The organism is Luteimonas sp. Soil_C_16, from assembly GCF_057657295.1.
This window is the reverse complement of the sequence record NZ_JBDGIS010000009.1, coordinates 118,138-141,638: the sequence shown is the minus strand read 5'-3', so window position 1 is coordinate 141,638 and position 23,501 is coordinate 118,138. Positions and strand designations below refer to the sequence as shown.

The following is a 23,501-nucleotide window of genomic DNA, read 5'->3' as shown; positions in this document are numbered from 1 at the left end:
TCAGCCGCGCGCGGCCTTCGGCGCGCGACGCGACAGGCGCCGCCACAGCCACCACACCGCGACCGCGCAGGGCAGCACGCACACGGCCACCAGCGCGAGTGCGAGCCATGGCGATACCAGCGCCAGCGACAGCGCACCGACGGTGACGACATCTTCCGTGGTCGATACGGTGAGGTTGCTGACCGGCTCGGGCGAGGCATTGAGCAGCAAGCGGCTGCCGGCCTTGAGCGCGTGACTGGTGAGCGCCACGCCTGCGCCGGTCGCGAGCATGCCGGCGCCCAGATCGCCATCGGGCGACAAGGTGGCCGCGGCGAGGAATGCACCCGCCGGCACGCGTGCCAGGGTCTGCAGCAGATCCCAGCCCGAGTCGACGCCGGGAATCTTGTCGGCGAAGAATTCCACCAGCGCCAGCACGCCCGATACGCCCAGCACCCACGGCGACGCTGCGGCCTCGAGCGCCGGCGGCAGGTCCAGCCAGCCGAACACGCCCGCCAATCCGACACCGAATACCGTCAGATACGCGCGCACGCCGGCCAACCACGCGAGCAGCACACCAGCGGCGAACAGATGGGCTTCGGACATCGCGATGCTCCGGGGCGAACGACAACGGGTGCACAACGCCGGCGAGTATAGGACCGGCTTCGCCTTGACGCGGCGCGACGGCGCTGGCTATACCGTGACGATGAACGACACGCCGCCTCCCGTGACCAAGCCGCCCTCGGCCACCCGCCGCGCGCGTGGTCCGCGCATCGTCATCGCACTCGCGGTGGTCGTCGTACTCGCGTTGCTGTTCGGGCTGTGGGGCGCCTGGCAGGCGTTCGCACCGACCTCCGGCAATCCGCAGCGCCAGCTGGCCACCCAGCAGGCCGAGCTCGAAGGCCTGCAGCAGCAGGTGTCGACCCTGACCCGCTCCGACCAGATCAGCCGCGATGCGAACCGCGAACTGCAGGGCACGCTGGCCGAGCGCGACGAGGAGATCGCCGCGCTGCGTGCCGACGTCGCGTTCTACGAACGGTTCGTCGGTGCGACCGAACAACGCAAGGGCCTGACGGTGCACGAGTTGCGCATGCAGCCGCGCACCGACCAGGGCTGGCACTACACCGCGACGCTGACCCAGAGCCTCAGCCGCGAGGCCGCGAGCGTCGGCACGATGCGGCTGTCGGTCGAAGGCACCCGCGACGGGCGTCTGGAGACGCTGGAGTGGGATCAGCTGCGCCAGCGCGACGATGCCGCGCGCGTGGCGTACTCGTTCAAGTATTTCCAGCAGGTCGAGGGCGACATCGTGCTGCCGCCTGGCTTCCAGCCGCTGCGCGTGGTCGTGCGGCTCGAGCCGGAGCGCGGCAGCGCGGTCGAGCGTCCGTTCAGCTGGGCCGACGTGACGCCGCGTTCCGCACCGGGCGCTTGAAGCGGGCGGCACGCAGCCCCATCCTGTGTGCCATGAATGACGTGCTCACCATCGAAGGCCCCGGTTACCAGTCGCTGGAACGCCCGCTCGATTTCACCCCCGCGGCCGCGGCCAAGGTGCGCGAGCTGATCGAGGGCGAAGGCAATGCCGCGCTCAATCTTCGGGTCTACATCCAGGGCGGCGGGTGCTCGGGCTTCCAGTACGGCTTCGAGTTCGACGAGCAGCGCACGGACGACGATCTGGCGGTGGTGACCGACGACGTGACCCTCGTGGTCGATCCGCTGAGCCTGCAATACCTGATGGGCGCTTCGGTCGATTACGTCGAAAGCCTGCACGGCGCGCAGTTCACGATCCGCAACCCGAACGCCAAGTCGACCTGCGGCTGCGGCAGCAGCTTCACCGTCTGAGCCGCAACGCGCGCGTGTCGCCATCGCGACACCGCCCGGGGCGATAATCGGCGCATGGACTTCAGTTTCGTCGACGCGCCGCTCGATCGCGCAGAACATCTCCGGACCGATTCCGATGCGTTGGCCCGTTTGTGGCCGGAAGCGCGCGTGCTGGTGCTCGATGCGAAAGGCGATGCCCGCGTCGATGCGCACGGCATGCCGCCCGCGCTCGACGGTACCGTGGTCGGCACACGCCCCGGGTCCGCGGTGTTCCTCGGTCTGCACGATGCGCAAGGCTGGTTCGCCGTGCCGGCCGTCGATGCGCCGGCCACGCTGGACGCGCCGGCGACGATCGATCTGCGTACCGCGGCCGCGCAGTGGCCGGTCCGCGAGGCGACCGCGTTCGCGCAGGCGCGCGCCGTGCTGCACTGGCGCGACCGGCATCGCTTCTGCGGCGCCTGTAGCGCGCCGCTCGAATACGCGCGGGCCGGCTGGCTGGGGCGCTGCACCGGGTGCGGCATCGAGCATTACCCGCGCACCGATCCTGCCGTGATCGTCGCGGTCACCGACGGGTCGCGTCTGCTGCTGGGACGCCAGCCCGCATGGCCGCCCGGCCGCTATTCGACGCTGGCCGGCTTCGTCGAACCGGGCGAGACGCTCGAGCAGACCGTCGTGCGCGAAGTGTTCGAAGAGAGCGCGGTGCGCGTGACCGCGTGTCGCTATCTCGCTTCGCAGCCTTGGCCGTTCCCGGCCTCTCTGATGCTCGGCTTCATCGCCGATGCAGGCCCGGATGCGCCGCAGGTCACCGACGAGCTGGAAGACGCGCGCTGGTTCGACGCCGACACCATCGGCGCCGCGCTGCGCGATGCGCATCCGGAGTTGAAGCTGTCGCCGAAGTCGTCGATCTCGCGCTGGCTGATCGCGTACTGGCATGCGCAGCAGAACGGCGGGACAGCCGGCTGAGTGTCTCGATCAGCCCGGCGCGAGCAGGGTGAACGGAAACCACGGCAGATTGCGGGCGACCCAGTACACCAGCAGCAGTGCGACCCAGGGCTTCCAGTCCGCGGCGACGCGGGCGAGCCGCTGCAGCCACGGGGGTCGCCAGCCGAGGTGCCAGCCGGCGAACAGCGGCACCAGTGCGAGCAGCACGAACAGCAACGGGTTCATCGAGAACGCACGCGGCAGATCGCCGTGGGCGAGCGCGTGCAGACAGCGGGTCAGGCCACAGGCCGGGCAGTGCCAGCCCGTGGCGCTGTAGAACATGCACGGCGGAAACGGATTGCCGGGCGCGTTCGGATCGAAAGTGCGCAGCAGCCACGCGCCGCCCGCCGCCAGTGCAACGCCGCCGCCCGCGAGGGCGAGGGTCGAAGACCGGATGCGGCGCGGCGCGTGACTGCCGGCCAGCGACATCAGCTGCCGGCCTGCATCTGGTCGAGGATCATCTGGTACTGCGCCATGCCGCCGCCGAGGGTCAGCGAGTAGATCGTCCACAGCAGGCCGATGACGCACAGGCCCGTGGTGACCCAGCACCAAGTCTTGGCAGTGTTCGACGCGCGCTGGGCGCCGGCGAGATCGCCCTGGCCGAGCAGCGTATTGACCTTCGCCGAGAACACGATGGCGACGATGCCGGGAATCGTGCCGATGATGCAGCACAGGCACAGCGACAGCACGGTGACCACGATGGACCACGCGAGATAGTTGGGCACGGTGCCGGGCGCGAGCGGCGTGCCGGGCGGCGGTGCGCCGTAGGGCGACGGTTCCGGGGTGCCGTACGAGCCGGGTGGCGGCGGCGGAATCGAACTCATCGAGAATGCTCCTGGGTGCTGCTGCGGTTGGGAAAGGTCGATGACCGCCGTCGGTCGACGGGGACGCCGTACTGTAGCGCCAGAGCCGCACAAAGCGATGTCACGACGGGCCTCAGGCGGCGTCGCCGCGCAGCATCCGCACCTGCGCCTCGAGCGTGCCGGCGTCGATCGACGCGCCGTCCTCGATCCGCGGCCCGGCGACGACATCGATCTGCGCACGCGCGCGGCGCGGCACGCGCATGCGGGCCATGCGCCCGCCTTCGGACGACGCGCTGCGATGGCTCCACATGCTCGACCACATGCCACGCAACGCCATCGGCACCACCGGCACGCGCTGCCCGCGTGCGGCGGCGCGTTCGAGGATGCGTTCGACACCCGACTTGAACGCGGCGATCTCGCCGTCGCGGGTCAACTTGCCTTCGGGGAAGATGCCGACCAGTTCGCCTTCGGCCAGTGCCGCATCCACCGCATCGAACGCGCGCTGCATCAGTTCGGGATCCTCCTTGGCACCGGCAATCGGAATCGCCTTCGCGTGGCGGAAGATCCAGTGCATGCCCGGCACGTTGTAGATGCGGTGATACATCACGAAGCGCACCGGCCGCGGAATCGCCGCCGAGAGGATCAGCGCGTCCATGTAGCTGACGTGATTACAGACGATCAGCGCCGCGCCGTCGGCCGGCACCGCGGATTCGATGTCGCGCAGGCGCAGCCGGTAGAGCACGCGCACCAGCAGCATGCTGGCAAAGCGCATCAGGAACTCGGGCACGATCGTGAAGATCCACAGCGCGACGAGGCCGTTCGCGATCGCCAGCGCCAGGAACACCTGCGGAATGCTCAGCCCCGGCAGCGGAACGCGCACGCCGCCAAATGCGAGCTCGTCCATCTGCAGCAATACGCCGAGGATCGCGGCGGTGACGATGAAGAGCGAGTTCTGGATGTTGAGCCCGGCGATCACGCGCGAGAGTTCCGACTTCGGCGTGCGGCTCTGGATCAGCGCGAACAGCGGTACGACGAAGAAGCCGGTGAACATGCCGATGCCGGTCAGGTCGATGACGATGCGCCAGCCGGCCCAGTCGCCGAGGAACTGCGCGATGGTCAGGCCGGTGGCCGGCGGCGCGCCGGGACGCGCGAAGTACAGGTCCAGCAGGAACGCGGTGATGCCGAACGCGCCGATCGGCACCAGGCCGATCTCGACCGAGCGGCCCGACAGCTTCTCGCACAGCAGCGAACCGACGCCGACGCCGATCGAGAACAGCGCCAGCGCGAAGATGTAGAGCGCGGTGTCGTTGGCGATGCCGCCCAGATGCAGTTCGGCGTAGGTCGGCAACTGCGCGGTCAGCACCGTGCCGACGAACCAGAACCACGACACGCCGAGGATCGCGTTGCGCACGGCGAGCTGGCGCTTGGCCAGACGCATGATCGCGCGCGATTCGGGAATCGGATTCCAGTTGACCTTGAGCTCGGGCGCGCCGGCATCGACCTTGGGAATCATCCGCGCGACGACGTTGCCAGCGACCGCCAGCACGATCACCGACACCGCCGCGGCTTCCGGCCCGTAGCTGCCGGCGAGCTTGAACACCAGGCCGCCGTAGATCATGCCGACGAGGATCGAGATCGACGTGCCCATCTCGACCAGACCGTTGCCGCCGGTGAGTTCCTCGGGGCGCAGCACCGACGGCAGGATCGAGTACTTCACCGGGCCGAACAACGTGGACTGCGTGCCGGTCAGGAACAGCGCGACCAGCAGCACCGGCATGCTCTCGAGCAGAAAGCCCGCGGCCGCGACCGACATGATCACGATCTCCATCATCGTGGTGATGACGATGAGCTTCTGTTTCTCGACCTTCTCCGCGATCTGCCCGGCGATCGCGGAGAACAGGAAGTACGGCAGGATGAAGAGCGCCGGCGCGAGGTTGGTGTAGAGCGTGCGCTCGGCGGTGCTGACGCCCAGGAAGAACAGCAGCGCGATGATCGACTGCCGGTAGACGTTGTCGTTGAACGCGCCCAGCGCCTGGACCGTGAAGTAGGGCAGGAAGCGGCGTTGCTTGAGCAGCGCGAACTGGGACTGGCCGGACATGCGGGCTCCTCGACGAATGCGCGGAGCCTAGCAAAGCCGCATGGCGTTGCGGGCTGCGATCAGTCCGGCGTGTCGGGGAACGTCTCGCGCACCGCGCGATAGCGCGCTTCGAGTTCCTGCCGGATCTCGCGGCGCTGGCGGCCCTGCTCGAAGCGGCGGCGCTCTTCGGAACTCTGCGGTTCGCGCGGCGGCACCGGCGTCGAGCGGCCGTCCTCGTCCATCGCCACCATGGTGAAGAAGCAGCTGTTGGTGTGGCGCACCGCGCGGTTGCGGATGTCCTCGGTGATGACCTTGATGCCGACTTCCATCGACGTGCGGCCGGTGTAGTTCACCGAGGCGAGGAAGGTCACCAGCTCGCCGACGTGGATCGGTTCGCGGAACGTCACCTGGTCGACCGACAGCGTCACCACGTAGCGGCCGGCGTACCGGCTGGCGCAGGCGTAGGCCACTTCATCGAGATACTTCAGCAGCGTGCCGCCGTGCACGTTGCCGGAGAAGTTCGCCATGTCCGGCGTCATCAGCACGGTCATGCTGAGCTGGGCGTTGCCTGGGATCACGAGTGTGGCCTTGGCGGGAGGGGAGGGATCAGGCGTCGCCGCGTTCGCGTGCGATCGCGCGCCAGCCGATGTCGTGGCGGTGGAACTCGCCCGGCCATGAAATGCCGGCAAGCTCGCCATAGGCGCGCGTCTGCGCATCGGCGACGGTCTCGCCGAGCGCGGCCACGCACAGCACGCGGCCGCCGGCAGTCACGGCCTGGCCATGCGCATCGAGTTTCGTGCCGGCATGGAAGACCTTGGTGTCGGCCAGCGGCGGCGTGTCCCAGGTATTGATGACATCGCCGGTGCGCGGCGTGTCGGGATAGTGTTCGGCGGCCATCACCACGCCGAGCGACGGACGGGGATCCCACTGCGCCTCGATGCCGTCGAGCCGGCCGTCGATCGCGGCTTCGACCAGGTCCAGCAGATCGGACTGCAGGCGCAGCATCACCGGCTGGGTTTCCGGATCGCCGAAGCGCACGTTGAACTCGATGACCTTCGGTGCGCCACTCGTGTCGATCATCAGGCCTGCGTAGAGGAAGCCGGTGAACGGCACACCGTCGGCGATCATGCCGCGCACGGTCGGTTCGACGACTTCGCGCATCACGCGCGCATGCACCTCGGGCGTGACCACCGGCGCCGGCGAGTACGCGCCCATGCCGCCGGTGTTGGGGCCGGTGTCGCCGTCGCCGACGCGCTTGTGATCCTGGCTGGTCGCCATTGGCAGCGCGGTCGCGCCGTCGACGATCGAGATGAAGCTGGCTTCCTCACCGTCGAGGAATTCCTCGATCACCACGCGCGCACCGGCCGCGCCGAACGCATTGCCCGACAGCATGTCGGTGATCGCGGCTTCGGCTTCGTCCAGCGACATCGCGACGATCACGCCCTTGCCCGCAGCGAGACCGTCGGCCTTGATGACGATCGGCGCGCCGTGCTGGCGCACGTACTCGATCGCGGTGTCGGCATCGGTGAACACCGAATAGCCCGCGGTCGGAATCGCATGTCGCGCGAGAAAATCCTTGGCGAAGGCCTTGCTGCCTTCGAGCTGCGCGGCGGCCGCGGTGGGTCCGAAGATGCGCAGGCCGGCGTCGCGGAAGCGATCGACGACCCCGGCGACCAGCGGCGCCTCGGGACCGACGACGGTCACGTCGACGTGTTCCGACTTCGCCAAGGCCAGCAGCGCATCGAGATCGGTCGCCGACACGTCGACGTTGCGGCAGCCGGCTTCCTTCGCGGTACCGGCATTGCCCGGCGCGACCAGGACCTCGCCGACCTGCGGCGACTGCGCGAGCTTCCACGCCAGCGCATGTTCGCGACCGCCGGCACCGATGACGAGGACCTTCTTCATGCGCAACAGACCGGATGCAAAGGGGCCGCCAGTTTACGGCGTCGCGACGGGCCACGCTGCGCGCGGGTCATCGACAGGGTCGCGACGGCGACGGGTCGTCCGGGACCCGGTTGCTAGACTTGATCGTTTCGCCGCAACGGAGTCGTGACCGCCGATGGATCTGGTCCAGCTGATCGAGAACGTCCTGTCACCCATCGTCGGCGGCATCAACGGCGTGTTGTGGAACTACCTGCTGGCCGGCGTGCTGCCGCTGGTCGGCATCTGGTTCAGCGTGCGCCTCGGCTTCATCCAGTTCCGGCGGTTTCCGAAGATGATCTCCGGCCTCGTGCGCGGCACCGGCGACGACCACGCCGGCATCTCGCCGCTGCAGTCGCTGTGCACGAGCCTCGCGTCGCGCGTGGGGACCGGCAATCTGGTCGGCGTGGCGATCGCGCTGACGGTGGGCGGTCCGGGCGCGATGTTCTGGATGTGGGTGGTCGCGTTCTTCGGCATGGCGACGGCGTATGTGGAAAGCGCGCTGGCGCAGCTTTACAAGCGCCGCGATGCGGTGGGCCACTATCGCGGCGGACCGGCGCTGTACATGGCCCATGGCCTGGGCAAGCCGTGGCTCGGCGCGATCTTCTCGGTGTGCCTGATTCTCGCCTTCGGTTTCGTGTTCAGCGCGGTGCAGGCGAACTCGATTTCCGAAGCGGTGACCGGCGCCTGGGGCATCCATCCTGGCTGGACGGCCGCGGTGCTCGTGGCGCTGGCGGCGCCGGTGATCTTCGGCGGACTGCGCCGCGTGGCGAAGATGTCCGAGCTGATCATTCCGGCCATGGCACTGGCCTACCTCGCGCTCGCGGCCTGGGTGATCGTCAGCAACATCACCGAAGTGCCGGCGATGCTGTCGCTGATCGTGCGCAGCGCCTTCGGTCTCGACCAGGCGGCCGGCGGTGTGCTCGGCGGGCTTGCGGTCGCGCTGCTCAACGGCGTGAAGCGTGGTTTGTTCTCGAATGAAGCCGGCATGGGCAGCGCGCCGAACATCGCCGCGTCCGCGACGCCGGTGCCGCACCATCCGGCTAGCCAGGGCCTCGTGCAGTCCTTCGGCGTGTTCGTCGACACGCTGGTGATCTGCACCGCGACTGCGCTGATGATCCTGATGTCGGGCGCGCTCGATACCGCCGGCGGCGACGGCGCGGTGCTGACCCAGCAGGCGATGGCGGTCCACTTCGGCGACTGGGGCCCGACCTTCATCGCGGTGGTGCTGTTCTTCTTCGCCGGCACGTCGATCTTCGGCAATTACGCCTACGCCGAGAGCGCGGTGATGTATCTGCGCGGCGGGCGCGTGTCGATCCTGCTGCTGCGGCTGGGCAGTCTGGCGATGGTGGCCTGGGGCGCGTTCGCGAAACTCGACATCGTCTGGGAGACCGCCGATGCGGCGATGGGCATGATGGCGACGGTGAACCTGATCGCGGTCGTGCTGCTGTCGGGCGTGGCGATCAAACTGACCCGCGACTACGACCGCAAGATCCGCGCCGGTGATGCGTCACCGAGACTGGATGCGGCGGATTTCCCGGAGCTGGGCGATGCGATCGACCGCAGCATCTGGACGGCGGAGAAGACGGTGGCGCCGGTGTCGAACGTCAAGTAAGCGCTGCACGGTGTGCGCGTGTCGATACGGTCTCGCGGGCGAAAACGGGTGTTGCTGCGCTGTACCCATCCTGCGATCCGTTGGCCCGGCTCAGTCGCAGCCTTCGCGCTGCAGCGAAGCAGGCACGGTCCACGTGCCGCTCGCCACGTCGAACGGCACCTGGTGCGTGCGCTCGACGCGACGTCCGCAGGCCTCGCCCTGTTCGCGTACGCGCAGCGGCCAGACGGCCGCGCTGGCATCGCGATCGTCGATGTCGAATTCGAACGACAGGTCGTAGGCCGCATCCGGCGCACAATCGTCGCGTTCGGCGCAGCCCGCTATCGCGCCCAGATTGTCGAGACTGCTGCGCAGCGTCGCGGCGACCTTGAAGCCGGCGCCGTCGGGCAGCACGAGGCTGCTGTTGCCGATCGTGATGCCCTGGGCGGTGAAGCCATCCTCGACGACGAACCCGTACAGCCGCGGACCGAAGCGGCGCACGTCGACATCGGCGACATCGCCGGCGCTGCCGAAGCCGTCCATGTGCGCGCGTGCAACCGCCGAGACGGCGTCGGCCTCGGCCCGCAGCAGAAAGAAATCGATGCGCGCGGTGGTCGCATGCCCGGCGTCGTCGGGCACGCCGCAGACCGCGACGAGTTCGGCCGGCGCGTCCGGCGTGCCGATCGCCTCGCGTGCACAGACTTCGCGCGAGGCGGCGTCGCTGCCGAGTTCTGCGACGACGGGCGTGCCCGGCCAGTCGCCCGACAGTTGCGCCAGGTCGCCGTACTGGGTCACGAGGAAGTTGCGGACGGCGCCGCCATCGAGACCGGTGACGGGCATCGCATCGTCGTGCTGCGTTTCGCGTGTGCGCGTGGCGACGACCTCCGGTGTCGACGCCGGCATCGCGGCAGCGGCCGGTGGCGCGGGCGTCTGGCCGCAGGCGCCGAGCGCGAGCAGCAGGCAGGCGAAGAGGGCGGCACGCGACGGCGTCGAGCGGGCGTACAACATCGGCGCATCCTGCGGAGAAGATGCGCCGGACTCTAGCAGCGGCGTCGGCGTGCACCATTCACGCCGGCGTGCATCCGCGATGCGCGGCGATCAGTGGCGGAAGTGACGCACGCCGGTGAAGACCATCGCGATGCCGTGTGCGTCGGCGGCGGCGATCACCTCGCCGTCGCGCATCGAACCACCGGGCTGGATCACTGCCTGGATGCCGGCTTCCGCCGCGGCATCGATGCCGTCGCGGAACGGGAAGAACGCATCGGATGCCATCACCGAACCGGGCACGACCAGGCCCGCATCGCCCGCCTTGATGCCAGCGATGCGCGCCGAATACACGCGGCTCATCTGGCCGGCGCCGACACCGATCGTGCGGTGGTCCTTCGCGTAGACGATCGCGTTCGACTTCACGAACTTCGCCACCTGCCAGGCGAACAGCAGGTCGCGCAGCTGGGCGTCGGTCGGCGCGATCTTCGTCACGACCTTGAGTTCGTCGACGGTGACCGCGCGGATGTCCGCGGTCTGCATCAGCAGGCCCGAGCCGACGCGCTTGATGTCGATACTGTTTCCCGCCCCCTGCCCCGGACTTGATCCGGGGTCGCCGTGCGGAATGCGCAGCACGCGCACGTTCGCCTTCTTCGTCGCGTAGTCAAGCGCGCCGGGCTCGTAGTCGGGCGCGATCAGCACCTCGACGAACTGGCGGTCGAGAATCACCTTCGCCGTCGCCGCATCGAGCGTGCGGTTGAAGGCGATGATGCCGCCGAACGCCGAGGTCGGATCGGTCGCGTACGCGAGTTCGTAGGCATCGCCGCAGGCCGCACCAACGGCCACGCCGCAGGGATTGGCGTGCTTGACGATCACGCAGGCCGGCGCATCGAACTGGCGCACGCATTCCCAGGCGGAATCCGCGTCGGCGATGTTGTTGTACGACAGCTCCTTGCCCTGCAGCTGTTCGAACGTCGCGAGCGTGCCCGGCGCTGGATGCAGGTCGCGGTAGAACGCCGCCTGCTGGTGCGGATTCTCGCCGTACCGCAAGTCCATCACCTTGACGAAGTTGCCGTTGCTCTGGCCGCCGAACGGCGCGCGCTGCGCGGCCCCGGCATCGGAGGGTTCTGCGATCGACGACAGCACGTCGCTGATGCGCGCGTCGTACTGCGCGACGCGGTTGAACGCGGCGACCGACAACGCGAAGCGCGTCTGCGCCGACAGCGCACCATCGTTGGCGTCGAGTTCGCCCAGCAGCGCGTCGTACTGCGCCGGATCGGTGGCGACCGCGACGTGGGCGAAGTTCTTCGCCGCCGCGCGCAGCATCGCCGGGCCGCCGATGTCGATGTTCTCGACGATGTCGTCGAACTTCGCGTCGGGCGCGTAGGCCACGCGCTCGAACGGATAGAGGTTGAGCACCAGCAGATCGATCGCGTCGATGCCGTGTTCGGCCATCACCGCATCGTCGGTGCCGCGGCGCCCGAGCAGACCGCCGTGCACCTTCGGGTGCAGGGTCTTGACACGGCCATCCATGATCTCGGGGAAGCCGGTCACGTCGCTGACGTCGCGCACGGGCAGGCCAGCCTCGCGCAACGCCTTCGCGGTACCGCCGGTCGACAGCAGTTCGACGTTGCGCGCGGCGAGCGCGCGGGCCAGATCGAGCAGGCCGGTCTTGTCGGACACGGACAGCAGAGCACGGCGGATCGCGGTAGGCGCGCCGGACGGAACGGAGACGGTCATGGAAGTCGACTGCGGGCGAGGGAGCCGGGAATTATAACGGCCGTGGGTCGGCGGCTCCGAACCGGTTCTACGCCCTGCTGTGCTTGCCGCTGGCCCGAACGGTGGACGCCATGGATGGCGGACACAATGCGCACGTCCTGCTCGAACGCTGCGCGTCCTGCGCACCGCCACGCGCCATCCGGCTGCGCGCGCGACGGGCTTCGAGCCGGTCCTCAGGCCAGCCCGTACTCGCGCAGTTTCTTGCGCAGCGTGGCGCGGTGGATGCCCAGCATCGCCGAGGCGCGGCTCTGGTTGCCGTCGCAGAAATTCAGGACTTCGACGAACAGTGGAATCTCGAGTTCGCGCAGCGCGACCTCGTAGAGATTGTCGGTGTCGTTGCCATTGAGATCGCCGAGATAGCGCTGGATCGAAGTCGCGACGTGTTCGCGCAGGGGCGTGCGCGGTGCTTCGCGCGTGCTGCTGTCGGTGCGGTCTGCGTTCAAGTCGAGTCTCGGAATGGCGGCGTCGCTGTCGCGGCCGGAAGTCGAGGACGACGGCTGTGCGGACGGCGGAGCGGCAGGCCAGTCTAGCGCGGCCCCATGGCGGCTGCCAGCGTGGTTTCAGAGAAAATCGAAGGCGAAGGAGACCGCGCGCGCGTCCGGTTCGACGAGCTGCAGACGGGCTTCGGCGCTGTCGCCGGCGGCGAGTGTCGGCTGCGCCGCTGACCCTTGCAGATACTCCTGCGCGGTGAACACGCGGGTGCCGACCGCGCGTCCGTCGATGTCCGACAGCGTCAGCCGCAACCGCGGCCAGGCCTGCGCCCAGCGCGCATCGTTGCGGAAGGTCGCGGTGGCGAGCAGCTGCCCTGCGCGCGTGCCGTCGGGCCGCACGTCACGCGCGAGTACGGTCAGCGCGGCGGGCTCGCGCCACGGCGGCAGACTGCAACGCAACACGCCGCACAGCCGCGCGAGTGTCGGGCGCCAACCCGGATCGGATGCGAGCCGTGCGCGATCGGCGAGCAGCACCTGCAGACCGAGCAGCAGCGTCAGCGCGACGACGGCGCCGTAGAGGACGCGATGCTGGCGACGCATGCGCGCATCCAGCGGACCCGGCGCACCGCGCCGCGCGAAGCTCGGGGATGCGCGCGTGACAGCGGGTCTGGGTGCAGGCGCCGGGAGCGGCACGTGTGCAGCCGCGGGCGGACGGTCGGGCGCGGTTCCGGTCACGTCCGGAGCGGCGGCGTCGATGACGTCGACAGGTCCGTCCTCAGACGAGGGCGGTGCGATGCCGTCGTCCTGCACCACAGGTGACGCAGGCGTTTCGCGTGGTGCCGGCTGCGCTGCCGGCGTGCCGGTCTCGGGTGTGGGCGGCGCTGCGGCGGCAGGGTTGTCCGGAGCCGCATCCGCCGCCGCGACCTGCGTCGGCGTCTTCAGCAGCGAGGCCACCGACATCGGCGGCGACGCACTGCGCAGCACACCGCGGCAACGCGGGCAGCGTTCCGGCGGCTGGTCGGTCGCGGGGTCGGTGGCGACCAGCGAACCGCAGTGCTTGCAGTTGATGAACATGCGGCTATTGAATCACGCCGCCGCGCCAGCGGATGCCGCGCCTCAGGCCTGCTTGCGGACGCCGTCGATGCGCACCCAGTCGCCTTCGCGGGTCACCGCCAGCTGCTCGAACCACGGCCGGTAGCGACGCAGCAGCTCTTCTTCCTGACCGTCGAGAATGCCCGACAGCGCGATGCGGCCACCGATCGCGACACGCTCGGCCAGCGTTTCGGCCAGCGCGTCGAGCGCGGTGGCGAGGATATTGGCGAGGACCACGGGATACGTGCCCTGCGGCGCTTCGGTCGGCAGATACACATCGAGCGCGGCGCCGACGTCGTTGCGGTCCGCGTTGTCGCGCGAGGCGATCAGTGCCTGCGGATCGTTGTCGATCCCGACCGCACGCGCGGCGCCGAGCTTGAGCGCCGCCAGCGCGAGAATGCCGCTGCCGCAGCCGTAATCGAGGACCTCGGCACCGGTGAGCACGCCTTCGGCCGATAGTGCATCCAGCCACTGCAGGCACAGCGACGTGGTCGGGTGCGTGCCGGACCCGAATGCCAGGCCCGGATCGAGCCGGATCACCACCGCGTCGTCGCCGGCGGCCTCGGGCAGCTCGGCGTTCCACGGCACGATCCAGGTGCGCGCGCCGAACTGCAGCGGCGCGTACTGGTCCATCCACGCGCGTTCCCAGTCCTGGTCCTCGACCTTGCGGAAGCTCGCGCGGCTCCAGTCGAGCCCGGCGTCGAAGGCTTCCAGCGCGGAGAGCACCAGCAGCGCGTCGGTGTCGTCCTCGAACAGTGCGGTGAGCACGATCGCGTGCCACAGCGGGGTCTCGCCGACGCCGGGTTCGAGGATCGCCTGTTCGTCCGTGGTGTCGGCATCGGCGTCGATCATCGTCACCGCCAGCGCGCCGACGTCCTCGAGGGCATGGGCGTAGCGCGGCTGCTCGGCTTCGGTGCAGCGCAGGCTCAGTTCGAGGAAGGGCATCGGGTGGTCCGGGTGGGGCGGTGGGGCCGGGCATCTTGGTGCCCCGGTCGGGGCGCGTAAAGGGGCGAACGGCGTGGCGCGTCGCCTGCGGCCGGCGCGGGCCGGGCAGGATGTGCGCACCGTCGCGCGGCTGCCGCGCAGGCGCGCACAGTCCGGGCCGGGCGCGGGAGGACGGCACTGGCGGCCGCCGCGGTCGGCTAGAATCCGCGCTTCAGAACGCGCCATCGCCACCGCGACGGCGCCTGCCGGCCCACCGATCGCGTGGCCGGATGCCGCAGGATCCGACGTGACCGTCCGAGTGTTCGCCGCCATCGCGCTGTTGGGAGCCCTCGTCGCCGCCGTGGCGATGTGGCGCCCTGCTGTGCCCCGCGCGGACGTCGGCGACGCCGGTGCGACATGGACTGCCGGCGTGGACACGCGCGGCGTCGTCGATGCGTTCTCGCCCGATGTGGCGACATTGCCCGCTCCAGGTCTCGGCAGCGCGTGGCCCACCGCCGCCGTGCGCCCCTTGCAGCGCGCGTTCGAGCAGGCCGAGGATCTGTTCGCGTTCCGCCAGGACCTGCAGCCGCTGGCTGACGCCGGCGATGCCGACGCGCGCTGGGTGCTCAGCCGCGTCGACGAATACTGCGCGAGCTATGCGCGCGATCCGGCCGGCTTCGCCCGCGACAGCGCGCTGATCGACGGTCTGCAGTTCGACGCGGCGCGCGCGCTCGGCGCGGCCCGGGGCCGCATCGGCACGCGCTGCGGACGTTTCGTGCCCGGCGATGCGCCGACGTTCGTGCAACTGGTCGAGCGCCGACAGGATGCGGCCGAGGCCGGCAGCCTCGCCGCCGAAGCCGCGCTGCTGGCGATGGGCGCGCCCTTGCAGGACGACATGGACTACCGGCGCGGGCTCGTCGAGCGCGTACAGGCCTCGCGTGATCCGGACGCCTTCGTCGCGCTGTCGCCGGCGATGGGCGTCGCGGCGAGCGGCGACGTGGCGCTCGCCGATACGGTCGCCGGCACCCAGGCCCATGAACTGGCCTGGCAACTGGCCGCGTGCGATCTCGGCCTGGACTGCAGCGCCAGTGGCGCGCTGATGACCGAGTACTGCGCCAACGGCGGCGTCTGTGCACGCGATGCACGACAGGATTTTTCCGCTTTCGTGCGTGACGCGGCGGTGCCACGCCAGGGCGCGGAAGAACTCGATCGAATGAAGAAGACCCTGGTCGAGGACGCCCCCGCGTCCCGCCAACTGCTCGGAATGGTGACACGATGAAACGCATGCTCCCCCGCAAGCTCCGCTTCTGGCTCTGGGCGACGCTGTTCGTCGGCTACTCGGTGGCCGTCGCCGGTGTCGTCGTCGACGCGGTCGGCGAGAACTACCGGCGCCTGACCCAGGTCGCGCAGACCACGACCGCCGCGCCACTCGAACAGCGCCAGCTCGGCGCCGCGCAGATCGCCGCGCTGTATCGCGCGCAGAGCGCCACACCGTTCCTGGCGCTGCCACCCGGCAACACCTTCCGTGTCGTGTGGCCGGACGGCTCGACCGAACTGGTGCGCATCGTCAGCCAGTCGAGTCCGCATGGCGCCGTTCCGGTCGATGGCAGCCAGATCGAGGCCGCGCCGCTGCTCGATGGCGCGCAGGCCGAACTTCAGGTGGTGCCGGTGTCGGTCGCACCGCGCCAGGCGGTCCGCGTCGCCGAGTAAGGACACTCAGCCCGCGCGCCGTCGCAACACCCGCGCATGGCGCCGCCGCTCGGCGACGCCGGCCCAGAACATCGCCGAGTGGAACTGCGCGACGCACAGCGCGAGCAGGGTCCAGACGACATCGAGATTGAGATACACGCCGGCCGCGCGGTTCAGCGCAGCCCATTCCGAACGGCGCATCGCCAGGTTGCCTTCGCCGAACAGCCGGTGCAGCGCCTGGCCGGTCGACAGCGACTGCCAGTCGCCATGGCGCAGCAGGCCGGACGCGCCGAGACCGATGCACGCCACCACGCCCAGTGCCCAGGCGACTGCCAACCACATCGGCGCGCTGTGCAATCCACGGACACGTTGCGACAGCTGGACCGCGCCGAAGCACCACGCCAGCAGCAGCAATGCGGAGACCTGGAGAAACACCATCGACGGCTTCCTGCGCACACCGGTAGGGCGCCACAGGATGACCGGCGGGCGCCGGCTGCGGCATGAAGCCGCGGTGCGGCGTGTATCCTGACGCCCCGTCGTGGCGGGCCGCCCACGCCCCGCCGGCCCCGACGCGACCCGCGCCACGCGCGCCTTTTTTGCCCCGCAGACCCATGACCGGATCCACGCCTCCGTCCTACGACGCGCATGCCGATGCCTATGCGGCGTCGCTGCGCCTGTCCGTCGCACCGATGATGGACTGGACCGACGCGCACTGCCGCGAGTTCCACCGGCTGCTGGCGCCGGGCGTGCGGCTGTACACGGAAATGGTCCACGCCAAGGCGGTGATCCACGGCGATCGCGCGCGGCTGCTGGCGAAGACGCCACTGCAGTCGCCGCTGGCGCTGCAGCTCGGCGGCAGCGAGCCCGACGCACTCGCGCAGGCCGCGCGCATCGCCGCCGAGCACGGCTTCGACGAGATCAATCTCAACTGCGGTTGCCCGTCCGATCGCGTGCAGGCCGGGCGCTTCGGCGCCTGCCTGATGCGCGAGCCGGCGCTGGTCGCCGATTGTGTCGCGGCGATGGCGCAGGCCAGCGACGTGCCGGTGACGGTGAAATGCCGGCTCGGCGTGGACGACGACGACGATTACGACGCGTTCGCGCGTTTCGTCGACGGCGCGGTGGCCGCGGGCGCGTCGATGATCGTCGTGCATGCGCGCAACGCCTGGCTCAATGGTCTGTCGCCGAAGGAGAACCGCGACATCCCGCCATTGCGCTACGACTGGGCGCACCGGCTCAAGCGCGAGCGGCCGGCGCTGCCGGTGGTGCTCAACGGCGGTATCGCCACGCAGGCGCTCGCGCTGGAGCAGCTGGCGCACGTCGATGGCGTGATGCTGGGGCGCGCGGCGTATCACGATCCCTACCTGTTGCACACGCTCGACGCGGCGCTGTCGGGCGCAGCGCTGCGGCCCCGCGCCGATCTGCTGCGTACGCTGCGGCCCTATGTCGAGGCGCGCATGGCCGAGGGCGTTTCGCTCAAGCACATCGTCCGCCATGTGCTCGGCCTGTTCCACGGTCAGCCCGGTGGTCGCCTGTACCGGCAGGTGCTCAGCGAAGGTGCGCACCTGCCCGGCGCCGACTGGTCTCTGGTAGAGCAGGCGCTGGCGGCGACCGAGGCATCGGCAGCGCGCTACGCGGCCTAGATGGATTTGCCACGCCGCATCACGCGAATGGCGTGGTGGCGGGGTCGAAGCTGAACAGATGCAGCGTTGTCAACGAAAAGTTAAGGACGGATTCACCGCCTCGGACCGACCATCCAACGTCTACCCGATCGCCCGTTTCCGCCAGGAGTGGCTGTGCCCGTCCCGTCGTTCCGCCGTCTGATCTGCGCCCCGATCGCCCTGCTGCTCTGCGCGGCGGCATCGGTCGTGGCCGCGCAGGATCCGCCGCCGCAGGGGCCTGCTGCCCGCGGGCCCGACATGCGGGCGTCGGTGCAGCGGCCGGAGAACGGTCGCCAGCGTGCCCAGGATTCGATGACCGAGTCGGTGCGCCGGATCGAACGCAACACCCGCGGCCGTGTGCTCAGCATCGAGCAGATGCACTCCGACGGCCGCGACCTCAACCGCGTCAAGGTGATGGACGACAGCGGCCGGGTGCGCATCTACGTCGACGACCCCGGTCAGCGCGCCCGGGCATCCCGTGCACGCGGCGACGACGATTGATCCTGCATCCTCGCCCCCATTCACGGCCGGGCCGGCCGTCAGACCGGAGTTGACCCATGCGAATCCTGCTCGTCGAAGACGAAGCTCCCCTGCGTGAGACCCTCGCCGCGCGCCTGAAGCGCGAAGGCTTCGCCGTCGATGCTGCACAGGATGGCGAGGAAGGCCTGTACATGGGGCGCGAAGTGCCGTTCGACGTCGGCATCATCGATCTGGGCCTGCCCAAGATGTCGGGCATGGAGCTTATCAAGGCCCTGCGCGAAGAAGGCAAGCAGTTCCCGGTGCTGATCCTGACCGCGCGTTCGAGCTGGCAGGACAAGGTCGACGGCCTCAAGCAGGGCGCCGACGACTATCTGGTCAAGCCCTTCCACGTCGAAGAGCTGCTCGCGCGCATCAACGCGTTGGTCCGCCGCGCTGCGGGCTGGAGCAAGCCGACGCTCGAGTGCGGCACGGTGACCCTGGATCTCGCCGCGCAGACCGTCAGCGTCGACGGCAAGAATGTCGATCTGACCAGCTACGAGTACAAGGTGCTCGAGTACCTGATGATGCACGCCGGTGAACTGGTCTCGAAGGCCGATCTGACCGAGCACATCTACCAGCAGGATTTCGACCGCGATTCGAACGTGCTGGAGGTCTTCATCGGCCGCCTGCGCAAGAAGCTCGATCCGGAAGGCGCGCTCAAGCCGATCGAGACCGTCCGCGGCCGTGGTTACCGCTTCGCGATCCCCCGCAACGGCGAGGGATGAGTTGGCGACGCCGGCCGCGGATTTCCGCGCTGGCGCCGCGTTCGTCCGTCGTGCCGCAGCGCCGACGGACTGCGTGTCCGGTTTGATCGATGGCTGATACCCGACTCACTGCCCGTCTGCGTCCGCGATCGTTGCGGGCGCGCCAGCTGCTGGCCGCGAGTATCGGTCTGCTCGCGTTTCTGGCGCTTGCCGGTTACGCGCTCGATCGCGCCTTCATCGATGTCGCCAGCGAAGGCCAGCGCGAGCGGCTGCGCAGCTACGTGTATGCCTACGCGGGCGACATCGAGTTCCTGCGCGGCGGCGAGATCTATCCGTCCGAATCACCGCCTGACGAACGGTTCCTGAGGCCCGGCAGCGGGCTGTACGCCGAGGTCGTGTTGCCATCGGGTTCGTGGTCATCGCGCTCGGCGTCCGGCCCACAGCTCCCGGAAGCGGCGATGCTGTCGGCGCGCGAGGAAAAGTTCGAAGGTCCGCTGCCGATGGTGCAGAGCAACGGCACGCGCGGCGAGGTCTATCGCTACGGTCTGGGCCTGGTGTGGGCGCCCGACGGGCGCAGCGAAGAGGAATTCCCGTACACGATCTACGTGGTCGAGGACGCTGGCATCGTGCCGCGCCAGGTGCGCGTGTTCCGTGCCGCGCTGTGGGTGAATCTCGGCGTCGCCGGCGTGATCCTGCTGCTGCTGCAGGGACTGATCGTGCGCTGGAGCCTGTGGCCGTTGCGCCGCGTGGAGCAGGAACTCGTGCGCGTGCAGCGCGGTCAGTCCGAGCGCATGGGCGTGCAGCATCCGCACGAACTGCAGCCGCTGACCGAAAGCATCAATGCGCTGATCGAGAGCGAGCGCGAGCATCTCGCGCGCCAGCGCAACACGATGTCCGATCTCGCCCACAGTCTGAAGACGCCGCTCGCGGTGCTGCGGTCGCGTCTGGATGCGGGCAGTGGCGACGCCGAGCTGCGCGAGGAAGTGGAAACGCAACTGCAACGCATGAACGATCTGGTGACCTACCAGCTCGCGCGCGCCGCATCGAGTGGCCATCAGCTGTTTTCCGCCGCGATCGAGATCGAACCCAGCGCCGAGCAGATCGTGCGCGGACTGGAGAAGATCTACGCGGCCAAGGGCGCGGTCTGCGAATTCGAGATCGATCCGAGCGCGCGCTTCCACGGCGAGCAGGGCGATCTGCAGGAACTGCTGGGCAACCTGCTCGAGAACGCATTCAAGTGGGCGAAGTCGCGCGTACTGCTAACCGTGCGGCCGGGCGAGACCGCGCCCAACCGCCGTCCGGGGCTCGTGCTGATCGTCGAGGACGACGGCCCTGGCATTCCGGCCGATCGCGTCGCCTCGATCCTGCAGCGCGGCGTGCGCGGCGACGAGCGCGTGCAGGGTCACGGCATCGGTCTGTCGATCGTGCAGGACATCGTGCACAGCTATCGCGGCGAGCTGCACGTGGGCCGTTCCGAAGAACTCGGCGGCGCCTGCTTCTCGGTGCGCCTGCCGCCGGGCTTCTGAGTGCCGCATCGCCCTTGGGAGCGCGCTTGCGCGCGATTCGACGACGCCGCACTGCCGGGTTTTCGCGCGCGCGCCTACGCCGATACGTCGAACGGTGACGGACCGTAGAACCGCGCCAGATGCGCGGCGACATCCGGCAGCACCTCACGCAGCAGCGCCGGCGCGCTGAAGTGGTACTCGCTGCAGACCGCGAAGAATTCTTCCGGTGCTTCGGCCGCGTACGGATCGATCGACATCGCTTCGCCGGCATCCACGCGTTCGACAAACGCATCGAAGCTGCGCTGGAAATCCGCCGCCCACGCGCGCTGCCAGTCGCGTGGCAGTGGCGGCGTGCCGTCGAGCAGCCCGTCGAGTGCGTCGATCTTGTGCGCCATCTCGTGCACCGCGACGCAGAAGCCGGCATCGGGCTCGGCGATGTCGGCTTCGACGTCCGCCCAGGACAGCACCAGCGGGCCGCTGTCCCAGGATTCGCCGATCAGTTCGTCGTCCCATTCGTGCATCACGCCCGCCGCATCGACGTGACTGCGGTTCACGCGGAACGCGTCGGGATAGACGATCAGTTGCGACCAGCCGTGCAGGCCTTGCTCGCCGAATGCGAGCAGCGGCAGGCAGCACAGCGCGGCGAGGACGAGCCGCGCCCGGTCGTCGAGGTCCAGGCCGGCGACCGGCGTGATCGTCTTGCGCTGCAGGAACAGCGCGGCCAGCGTGCGCAGCTTCGACTGCGCCGGCGCATCGAGCGCGCGCACCCAAGGCAGCCGGTCGACGGTGGCCGACCAGTCGGCATCGGGAATCTGTGGCGGCGCGCCTGCGAACAGGCGGCGGATCAGCGAACGCACGTGCCTGGCGATTCCGTCAGCGGAACATGCCCGGCAGGAAGCTGTGCCAGCGCGGGCCGCGGACCGGACTCTCGGTCTCGCCACCGCCGGTGACGGCCGGGCGGACCTTGGAGGCGCTGCCCGCGGCAGGTGCACGGCGCACGTTGGCGGTGTCCAGCGACGGCTCGCTCTGGGGCGCATTGGCCGCAGGCGGGCAGGGCGTGTCGGCAGCCGTGTCCGTGAGCGCGTCGCGCGCGAAGACGGGCAGGCTCGCGCCCAGCAACAGCAAGCAGACCATCAGACGTGCGGACATCGGATCACCCTGGAAGGAAGCAGGACGCACAGCCTGCCGATCATAGCGCACGTTCCGCTGCGGCGACGCTGCGTCGCGGCAATGGGCGACACCCGGCGCCGGCGTCGCCGATAATCGGGCGATGTCTTCGTCTCCAGCTTCCCCGCGCGCCGTGGCGCAGTCGCCCGAGCGCGCCCTGCTGCAACGCCTGATCGAAGGTCCGGTGTCGGGCGATGCGCTGGCCGAGGCGTCGGGACACACCCGGGCCGCGGTGTGGAAGCGGATCGAACTGCTGCGCGAGGCCGGCGTGCCGATCGTCGCCCGCGCCGGTGTCGGCTATGCACTCGCGCAGCCGCTCACCTTGCTCGACGCCGACGCGATCCTCGATGGGCTTGGGCCGGCGGACCGTGCGCGCCTGGCATCGCTGGACATCGCATGGAGCATCGATTCGACGAATGCCGAACTGCTGCGCCGGCCGATGCCGGGTGACAACGCCGAAGTGCTGCTGGCCGAACGCCAGACCGGCGGCCGCGGCCGTCGCGGGCGCAGCTGGCAGTCGCCGCTCGCGGCACATCTGTATCTGTCGCTGCAGCGCGGGTTCGACGGTGGCCTCGCACGTCTCGGCGGGCTGAGTCTGGTCGCGGGCGTCGCTGCGGTCGAGGCCCTGCGCGCGCTCGGCATCGAGGCCGTGCGGCTGAAATGGCCGAACGATCTGGTCGTCGTCGATGCGGACGGGCTGCGCAAGCTCGGCGGCATCCTGGTCGAAGGCGGCGGCGAACACGCCGGACCGGTCCGCGCGGTACTGGGCATCGGCATCAACGTGCGGATGCCCGAGGCGCAGGCCGCGGCGATCGACCAGCCTTGGACCGATCTGGCGACCTGCTGCGCGGACGCGCCGCCGACGCGTGACGTGCTTGCCGCCGCGGTGCTCGGCGCCTGGCTGCAGGCGCTGGACCTGTTCGATCGCGAAGGCCTGGCCCCGTTCCGCGCGCGCTACGCACGCATCGACGCGCTCGACGGCGCGGCGGTGGACATCCACACCGGCACCGGCACGCTGCGCGGCATCGCCGCGGGCATCGAGGACGACGGCGCGCTGCGCGTCCACGTGGACGGCGCGTTGCGCGTCTTCCACGCGGGCGAGGTCAGCGTGCGCAGGGAGGGCATCGCGTGAGTACCTGGCTGTTCGATCTGGGCAACACACGGCTGAAATTCGCACCGCTCGACGGCGACGGCCGCATCGGCGCAGTGCAGGGCACCGCGCACGTGGAAGGCGGGTTCGATCCCGAGTGGCTCGAGGAACTGCCGGCGCGCATCGACGTCGCGATCGTCGCCAGCGTCGCGTCGCCGGCGCTGCGGATGATCCTGCTTGATGCGCTGGCCGCCCGCGGCGCGCAGGTGCAGCTGGCGCACACGCTGCCCACGCTCGACGGTCTGACGATCGCCTACGCCGATCCCACGCGCTTCGGCGTCGACCGGTTCCTCGCGCTGCTGTCCGCGCATGCCGACGGCGCGCCCGCACTGGTCGTCGGTGTCGGCACCGCGCTGACCGTCGATCTGATCGATGGCGCAGGACGCCACCTCGGCGGTCGCATCGCGCCGTCGCCGACGCTGATGCGCGAGGCCCTGCACAGGCGCGTGGCCCAGCTCGCACCGACCGGCGGCGCGTATGCGGAATTCGCCGACGACACCGACGATGCGCTGGTGTCCGGCTGCGAGGGCGCCGCGCTGGGCCTCGTCGAGCGCAGCCTGTCGGAGGCGACGACACGGCTCGGCGCGCGGCCGCGTCTGCTGCTGCACGGCGGCGGGGGCGAGGCCTTGCGCGGCCGCCTGCCCGACGCGTACTGGCGCGCCGACCTGGTCCTGCACGGACTCGCGCGCTGGCACCGTGCGAGTTCGGGCATCGCGTCGCCGGAAGGGTAGGATCG

At 69.8% G+C, this 23,501-nt stretch carries 26 protein-coding genes; 12 read left to right on the top strand and 14 right to left on the bottom strand.

Annotated elements, in window-relative coordinates; translation table 11 throughout:
* A complete protein-coding gene (locus AC3A5T_RS16035; RefSeq protein ID WP_487629395.1) occupies window positions 1-582 on the bottom strand; it encodes a DUF4126 domain-containing protein in 582 nt (193 codons plus the stop codon).
* Between the two features lie 121 nt (window positions 583-703).
* On the opposite strand from AC3A5T_RS16035, the gene AC3A5T_RS16030 reads away from it, so the two are divergent.
* From AC3A5T_RS16030 to nudC, 3 genes are read left to right on the top strand one after another with little or no spacing between them, the layout of a single operon-like run.
* Window positions 704-1,405, top strand: coding sequence for a DUF6776 family protein (locus AC3A5T_RS16030; RefSeq protein WP_332078173.1), 702 nt, complete (start codon window positions 704-706; stop codon window positions 1,403-1,405).
* Between the two features lie 32 nt (window positions 1,406-1,437).
* Window positions 1,438-1,812: an iron-sulfur cluster insertion protein ErpA gene (erpA, locus tag AC3A5T_RS16025; protein ID WP_332078174.1), complete on the top strand. Its 375-nt coding sequence runs from the start codon at window positions 1,438-1,440 to the stop codon at window positions 1,810-1,812.
* A 54-nt stretch (window positions 1,813-1,866) separates the two neighbouring features.
* The gene (gene nudC / locus AC3A5T_RS16020) at window positions 1,867-2,754 is read left to right on the top strand and encodes an NAD(+) diphosphatase (RefSeq protein ID WP_487629394.1); all 888 of its coding nucleotides are present in this window, start codon (window positions 1,867-1,869) and stop codon (window positions 2,752-2,754) included.
* Window positions 2,755-2,763: 9 nt separating this feature from the next.
* Here nudC and AC3A5T_RS16015 read toward each other — a convergent pair whose 3' ends face one another.
* From AC3A5T_RS16015 to purD, 5 genes are all read right to left on the bottom strand, one after another.
* Window positions 2,764-3,201, bottom strand: coding sequence for a DUF2752 domain-containing protein (locus tag AC3A5T_RS16015; protein WP_487629393.1), 438 nt, complete (start codon window positions 3,199-3,201; stop codon window positions 2,764-2,766).
* On the bottom strand, window positions 3,201-3,596 hold the full coding sequence (locus AC3A5T_RS16010; RefSeq protein WP_332078177.1) for a CD225/dispanin family protein: 396 nt from the start codon (window positions 3,594-3,596) through the stop codon (window positions 3,201-3,203). Before AC3A5T_RS16010 ends, AC3A5T_RS16015 begins: the two co-directional genes overlap by 1 nt.
* Before the next feature lie 112 nt (window positions 3,597-3,708).
* Window positions 3,709-5,673, bottom strand: a complete 1,965-nt coding sequence (locus tag AC3A5T_RS16005) for an MFS transporter (RefSeq protein ID WP_487629392.1) — start codon at window positions 5,671-5,673, stop codon at window positions 3,709-3,711.
* 59 nt (window positions 5,674-5,732) lie between these two features.
* Window positions 5,733-6,203: an acyl-CoA thioesterase gene (locus tag AC3A5T_RS16000; protein ID WP_487629425.1), complete on the bottom strand. Its 471-nt coding sequence runs from the start codon at window positions 6,201-6,203 to the stop codon at window positions 5,733-5,735.
* Between the two features lie 55 nt (window positions 6,204-6,258).
* Window positions 6,259-7,557, bottom strand: a complete 1,299-nt coding sequence (gene purD, locus AC3A5T_RS15995) for a phosphoribosylamine--glycine ligase (RefSeq protein ID WP_487629391.1) — start codon at window positions 7,555-7,557, stop codon at window positions 6,259-6,261.
* Window positions 7,558-7,711: 154 nt separating this feature from the next.
* Between purD and AC3A5T_RS15990 the strand changes: the two genes are divergently transcribed.
* Entirely contained in the window at window positions 7,712-9,187 is a 1,476-nt protein-coding gene (locus AC3A5T_RS15990) for an alanine/glycine:cation symporter family protein (RefSeq protein ID WP_487629390.1), read from the top strand.
* Between the two features lie 90 nt (window positions 9,188-9,277).
* Here AC3A5T_RS15990 and AC3A5T_RS15985 read toward each other — a convergent pair whose 3' ends face one another.
* From AC3A5T_RS15985 to prmA, 5 genes are all read right to left on the bottom strand, one after another.
* Window positions 9,278-10,171, bottom strand: a complete 894-nt coding sequence (locus AC3A5T_RS15985) for a hypothetical protein (RefSeq protein ID WP_487629389.1) — start codon at window positions 10,169-10,171, stop codon at window positions 9,278-9,280.
* Window positions 10,172-10,261: 90 nt separating this feature from the next.
* Complete coding sequence (gene purH, locus AC3A5T_RS15980) at window positions 10,262-11,887, bottom strand: bifunctional phosphoribosylaminoimidazolecarboxamide formyltransferase/IMP cyclohydrolase (protein ID WP_487629388.1); 1,626 nt, start codon at window positions 11,885-11,887, stop codon at window positions 10,262-10,264.
* 212 nt (window positions 11,888-12,099) lie between these two features.
* On the bottom strand, window positions 12,100-12,369 hold the full coding sequence (fis, locus tag AC3A5T_RS15975) for a DNA-binding transcriptional regulator Fis (protein ID WP_232150486.1): 270 nt from the start codon (window positions 12,367-12,369) through the stop codon (window positions 12,100-12,102).
* Window positions 12,370-12,486: 117 nt separating this feature from the next.
* The gene (locus tag AC3A5T_RS15970) at window positions 12,487-13,431 is read right to left on the bottom strand and encodes a DUF3426 domain-containing protein (RefSeq protein ID WP_487629387.1); all 945 of its coding nucleotides are present in this window, start codon (window positions 13,429-13,431) and stop codon (window positions 12,487-12,489) included.
* A 42-nt stretch (window positions 13,432-13,473) separates the two neighbouring features.
* Window positions 13,474-14,394 (bottom strand): 50S ribosomal protein L11 methyltransferase, encoded by a 921-nt coding sequence (gene prmA / locus AC3A5T_RS15965; RefSeq protein WP_487629386.1) that lies wholly within the window; start codon window positions 14,392-14,394, stop codon window positions 13,474-13,476.
* Window positions 14,395-14,680: 286 nt separating this feature from the next.
* Between prmA and AC3A5T_RS15960 the strand changes: the two genes are divergently transcribed.
* Together AC3A5T_RS15960 and AC3A5T_RS15955 are read left to right on the top strand one after the other, a co-directional pair.
* Window positions 14,681-15,652 (top strand): hypothetical protein, encoded by a 972-nt coding sequence (locus AC3A5T_RS15960; protein WP_487629385.1) that lies wholly within the window; start codon window positions 14,681-14,683, stop codon window positions 15,650-15,652.
* Window positions 15,649-16,083 (top strand): hypothetical protein, encoded by a 435-nt coding sequence (locus AC3A5T_RS15955; protein WP_487629384.1) that lies wholly within the window; start codon window positions 15,649-15,651, stop codon window positions 16,081-16,083. Before AC3A5T_RS15960 ends, AC3A5T_RS15955 begins: the two co-directional genes overlap by 4 nt.
* 6 nt (window positions 16,084-16,089) lie before the next feature.
* On the opposite strand, the gene AC3A5T_RS15950 is transcribed toward AC3A5T_RS15955, so the two are convergent.
* Window positions 16,090-16,500 carry a hypothetical protein gene (locus AC3A5T_RS15950; protein WP_487629383.1) on the bottom strand — a complete coding sequence of 137 codons (411 nt, stop codon included), beginning with the start codon at window positions 16,498-16,500 and terminating at the stop codon, window positions 16,090-16,092.
* A gap of 173 nt (window positions 16,501-16,673) precedes the next feature.
* Between AC3A5T_RS15950 and dusA the strand changes: the two genes are divergently transcribed.
* The 4 genes from dusA to AC3A5T_RS15930 all read left to right on the top strand — a co-directional run bounded on the left by dusA (window position 16,674) and on the right by AC3A5T_RS15930 (window position 20,469).
* Complete coding sequence (dusA, locus tag AC3A5T_RS15945) at window positions 16,674-17,702, top strand: tRNA dihydrouridine(20/20a) synthase DusA (protein WP_487629382.1); 1,029 nt, start codon at window positions 16,674-16,676, stop codon at window positions 17,700-17,702.
* A 153-nt stretch (window positions 17,703-17,855) separates the two neighbouring features.
* The gene (locus AC3A5T_RS15940; protein ID WP_332078188.1) at window positions 17,856-18,221 is read left to right on the top strand and encodes a hypothetical protein; all 366 of its coding nucleotides are present in this window, start codon (window positions 17,856-17,858) and stop codon (window positions 18,219-18,221) included.
* A 56-nt stretch (window positions 18,222-18,277) separates the two neighbouring features.
* Window positions 18,278-18,964 carry a response regulator transcription factor gene (locus AC3A5T_RS15935; RefSeq protein WP_232138017.1) on the top strand — a complete coding sequence of 229 codons (687 nt, stop codon included), beginning with the start codon at window positions 18,278-18,280 and terminating at the stop codon, window positions 18,962-18,964.
* Window positions 18,965-19,053: 89 nt separating this feature from the next.
* Window positions 19,054-20,469, top strand: coding sequence for an ATP-binding protein (locus AC3A5T_RS15930; protein ID WP_487629381.1), 1,416 nt, complete (start codon window positions 19,054-19,056; stop codon window positions 20,467-20,469).
* Between the two features lie 74 nt (window positions 20,470-20,543).
* On the opposite strand, the gene AC3A5T_RS15925 is transcribed toward AC3A5T_RS15930, so the two are convergent.
* Together AC3A5T_RS15925 and AC3A5T_RS15920 are read right to left on the bottom strand one after the other, a co-directional pair.
* The gene (locus AC3A5T_RS15925; protein WP_487629424.1) at window positions 20,544-21,224 is read right to left on the bottom strand and encodes a M90 family metallopeptidase; all 681 of its coding nucleotides are present in this window, start codon (window positions 21,222-21,224) and stop codon (window positions 20,544-20,546) included.
* Between the two features lie 97 nt (window positions 21,225-21,321).
* Entirely contained in the window at window positions 21,322-21,597 is a 276-nt protein-coding gene (locus AC3A5T_RS15920; protein ID WP_487629380.1) for a hypothetical protein, read from the bottom strand.
* Window positions 21,598-21,718: 121 nt separating this feature from the next.
* Here AC3A5T_RS15920 and birA point away from each other — a divergent pair, with 121 nt between their 5' ends.
* Together birA and AC3A5T_RS15910 are read left to right on the top strand one after the other, a co-directional pair.
* The gene (gene birA, locus AC3A5T_RS15915) at window positions 21,719-22,747 is read left to right on the top strand and encodes a bifunctional biotin--[acetyl-CoA-carboxylase] ligase/biotin operon repressor BirA (RefSeq protein ID WP_487629379.1); all 1,029 of its coding nucleotides are present in this window, start codon (window positions 21,719-21,721) and stop codon (window positions 22,745-22,747) included.
* Window positions 22,744-23,496: a type III pantothenate kinase gene (locus AC3A5T_RS15910; protein WP_487629378.1), complete on the top strand. Its 753-nt coding sequence runs from the start codon at window positions 22,744-22,746 to the stop codon at window positions 23,494-23,496. The genes birA and AC3A5T_RS15910 overlap by 4 nt, the downstream gene beginning before the upstream one ends.
* The last annotated feature ends 5 nt before the right edge of the window (window positions 23,497-23,501 follow it).